At 60.5% G+C, this 1,614-nt stretch carries 3 protein-coding genes; 1 reads left to right on the forward strand and 2 read right to left on the reverse strand.

Features of this window, described 5'->3' with window-relative positions; all coding sequences use genetic code 11:
* Positions 1–753 (reverse strand): M14 family metallocarboxypeptidase (locus GY725_08570; GenBank protein ID MCP4004234.1); only part of this gene is annotated, 753 nt, incomplete at its 3' end.
* Positions 754–762: 9 nt separating this feature from the next.
* On the reverse strand, positions 763–1,149 hold the full coding sequence (locus GY725_08575) for a VOC family protein (protein MCP4004235.1): 387 nt from the start codon (positions 1,147–1,149) through the stop codon (positions 763–765).
* 83 nt (positions 1,150–1,232) lie between these two features.
* On the opposite strand from GY725_08575, the gene GY725_08580 reads away from it, so the two are divergent.
* On the forward strand, positions 1,233–1,614 hold a 382-nt coding region (locus GY725_08580), incomplete at its 3' end, for a helix-turn-helix transcriptional regulator (GenBank protein MCP4004236.1).

The raw sequence follows: 1,614 nt of genomic DNA on the forward strand, positions 1-1,614 counted from the left end.
GACACCCGTTTGTGTGACATCCGCCCCGATGATCTGCCCATTCGCGTCGGCGGGAGCAATGTGCGTCACTTGCTGCACGCCCGCGATGATGGCCGCTTGAAAATCAGGTTGCGGATTCTCCGTGTCACCGACGGTGTAAAACCCATCGGGGATGTGGCCTGGCTCGAGAGGCTTCCCGTCTCGAGCGGCCAAGGCCGGACGAAACTCCTGTTCGTCACTGTCGGTCGTCTCGTGTAAGTCGATGTGCACGAGGAACTCGGCCGAATCGCCGGACAGAGCTTCAACCAGTTCCATGAGTGCCGCGGACTCCTCAGCCGGACTATCCGGAACGAACGAACGGTTGGGGTCGTAAGCTTGCGGGTTCCAGCGATTGATGACCTCGTAGCCCCATGGACTGACGCAGGGCACGACCAATAGGTTGACGCGGTCGGCATAGGAGGGCGCGACGGTTTCGAGAAATGCGAGCGCTCCTTGAACGCCACTCGTCTCGTATCCGTGGACCCCGCCGGTCACGAGCGCCCACGACCGTCCGTCCGCAGGAGATCTGCATTTGACGGCGAACAATGGGTAGCGCTGCGGATCGATGCTGAGTGCACCGTATGTTTCGACATGGAAGGGAGCGCCGAGACGATCGAGCTTTTGGATCACCTCGTCCTTGTAACTTCGCTGGACTTTGCAGCGTTCGAACCAGGCGACCTTCTCAATATCGGTCCAAGGCTCTCCCGGCGTGCCTATCGGGTAGTAACGTTGCATGGTTTGATCCTAGCGCTTCGGGCTCGGAACGTGCTGATCGAACAGGAGCGTGTTGCCGTCGGGATCGGTGATCACGAAGTGCGCGGGTCCCTCGGTCGTCTCGTCCGCCTCGGTCGTCATCGTGATTCCGCGCGTCTTCAAGGTACGCTGCAGCTCCCGCACGTCCTGGAAGTCCTTCAAGGTCTCCCTGTCCCTCGTCCACCCCGGATTGAATGTCATGAGGTTCTTGTCGAACATCCCCTGGAACAGTCCGATCCTCGCGTTCCCGTTCTGGAGGACGATCCAGTTCTCTTCGAGTTTGCCGCCGACCTCCTTGAAGCCGAGCTTCTCGTAGAATGCCTTCGAGGCCTTGATGTCCTTGACGGTGAGGCTGACCGAGAAGTTTCCTAGCTCCATGACCTTATTCTCCTTGGTTTCTTTCATGCGAATTCTCCTCGATGCTAGCCTACTAAAGAATCGCAACGGAGACTTGCCAAATCTTGCGAACTGACGAAGGACTCGAGCGCGGCGTCCCGATGGATTACGTCGAGCGCGTCAACCGCGCGATCGACCACATCGTGCGCAATCTCGCTCGGCCGTTGAGCCTCGAAGAGGTGTCCGAGGCGGCCTGCTTTTCCCCCTTCCACTTCCACCGCGTCTTCATGTCTCACGCGCCGCATCGCTCGCTCGAGGCGCGAGGAGTTCGAGCGCGTCCACGCTGCTGGGCGGGCGCGGCCAGCCGTCCCAGTTCAGCTCAGTCGACTCCCGCCAATTCGCGGGTGTCCGGTCTTGCCGAGGCGATCTTCCCCGTCGGCTCCGGAACCTCCGCCAGCTCGTCCGAGGTCTGCACGAGCTTGCCGACGAACAGGCTCGAGTTCTTGA

It is taken from the genome of bacterium (assembly GCA_024226335.1).
In the GTDB taxonomy this organism is placed as follows: domain Bacteria; phylum Myxococcota_A; class UBA9160; order SZUA-336; family SZUA-336; genus JAAELY01.